4 protein-coding genes are annotated in these 1,632 nt (G+C 51.1%); 2 read left to right on the forward strand and 2 right to left on the reverse strand.

Annotated features, from left to right (window positions below; all coding sequences use genetic code 11):
• Positions 1 to 217 (forward strand): photosystem II biogenesis protein Psp29 (locus V6D20_12920; GenBank protein HEY9816682.1); only part of this gene is annotated, 217 nt, incomplete at its 5' end.
• Between the two features lie 306 nt (positions 218 to 523).
• Here the strand turns inward: V6D20_12920 and V6D20_12925 are convergent.
• Positions 524 to 865, reverse strand: coding sequence for a hypothetical protein (locus tag V6D20_12925; GenBank protein HEY9816683.1), 342 nt, complete (start codon positions 863 to 865; stop codon positions 524 to 526).
• Positions 866 to 899: 34 nt separating this feature from the next.
• Here V6D20_12925 and V6D20_12930 point away from each other — a divergent pair, with 34 nt between their 5' ends.
• Positions 900 to 1,115, forward strand: coding sequence for a hypothetical protein (locus tag V6D20_12930; GenBank protein HEY9816684.1), 216 nt, complete (start codon positions 900 to 902; stop codon positions 1,113 to 1,115).
• A 26-nt stretch (positions 1,116 to 1,141) separates the two neighbouring features.
• Here the strand turns inward: V6D20_12930 and V6D20_12935 are convergent.
• Positions 1,142 to 1,632, reverse strand: a 491-nt coding sequence (locus tag V6D20_12935; protein ID HEY9816685.1) for an ATP-binding protein, incomplete at its 5' end; no start/stop codon positions are given.

Consider the following 1,632-nt stretch of genomic DNA (forward strand, 5'->3'; position numbering starts at 1 on the left):
GGTTTTAGAAGAACTCGGTGAACTGATGCATTTGCCCACCAGCAAGATGCAAAAAGACCTCGAACTTTATCGCAGCAATCTTGACAAGATTGTTCAAGCCAAGTCGGTAATGGAGGATATTCTCAAAGCCGATCGCAAGAAGAAAGAAGAACGAGAAAAGCAGCGACAGATGGCCGCCTCTGGCGAACCTGTAGCAGACACCTCCGAAACACCTTAATTTCGGTTGCTGGGATTTGATGCGATCATCGCCCTGTGTCATCTCCTTGAGCGTCTCGATCACAGTCCATCTCTCACTAAAAACACTATCCCCCTACAGGTCAAAGCCCGTAGGGGGATAGTTCTAATACTTTGGTGACGGCAATCTAGCGCTGGAGTCGCCTAATCTGGAGAAGCTTGGGCGATCGCTGAAGTATAGCGATCGCTCCCTGATGCTCATCAATTTCATCATGGAACATCAGCCTGCACCAGTGTGAGCATTCATATCCATAGAACCTCACATCGGCAGGCATCCCGCTATCAGCATCTAGATCGCGCCGATCCCCTTACCTCGGTTATCGTAGGCATCTGTTAAGCGTCCTTTCTCTTGAGTTTCGTTAACTTCAGTCAACTCTTGAACACGCTGGGCTTCTTCTTGCTGCTTTTGTGCCTGGCGATCACCTGGCTCTTCGTAGTACATTTCCGGCTCGATAGCGAAATTATTCACCAGGCCTTCATTGTCCACGGTATAACCATCCGTGGTGTTGATGTCTTCCTCATCCGTGGGGGGTTGCTTGTAACCCTCTTGCTCCCGCTCTATGCGGGCAGCCGTTTCAGCGGGCATAATACCGCGATCGTAGTTATCTCGTTGAATGCGGTCACCACTCATAGGTGTCTCCTTTAGGCTAATCATCAAGACGGATGTGGAATTATCCCATCCTGTCTTACGAGATCTGGAGCCAAGGGATCAGCGATCGCCCTGCTTCAGTCACGCTACCTCTAGCATGGAGGAGGATCAGAAAAAATGCGTCTACCCATCGACCCAAGCGATCGCCTTTGTATCTCTGCATATAGAGGTAGCCGACTCAATTGAGGCTCGACGGGGAGAGCGATCGCTCCGGATTAGCCCGAATCCATAGATACCATGGTGAGCAGCCCGCCGATTCTAAAGCTTCAGCAACTCCTCAAGGGCTTGATCATCCCCTAAGGGCACCCAGAGATGCACGTGAGTACCCCCATCTAAGTCGCTATCAATGCGCCAACTGCCGTCATACAGATTCACCAACTGCTGCACAATCACCAGCCCTAAACCACTGCCCTGCTGCTCATAGAGCTGGCGCTCAAACTGCTGAAATGCTCCAATAGCTTGGATTTGTTCTGGCTGCATCCCTCGGCCGCGATCGCTCACGCAGAGATGATACCCATCCCCCTCTAGCCCCCCCGACACCACAATCGGCGTACCTGGCAAGGAAAACTTACAGGCATTGTCAATCAACTCTTCAATGATCTTCTGTAAATTAGCCTCACTGACCCCAATGGTGGCATTCTCCATCGCCATCGTCAGATCAGTCTGGCGTTCCTTTTGTTCCGCCACATCCATAGCTGCACATTGCGCCACAAACTCTGGCTGCTGTAAAATATGCGACCGAAACTCAG

The organism is Candidatus Obscuribacterales bacterium (genome assembly GCA_036703605.1).
Classification (GTDB): domain Bacteria; phylum Cyanobacteriota; class Cyanobacteriia; order RECH01; family RECH01; genus RECH01.

Coding starts and splice junctions, on each gene's coding strand:
- V6D20_12925 (HEY9816683.1), bottom strand. CDS start 865: ATGAGTGGTGACCGCATTCAACGAGATAACTACGATCGCGGTATTATG.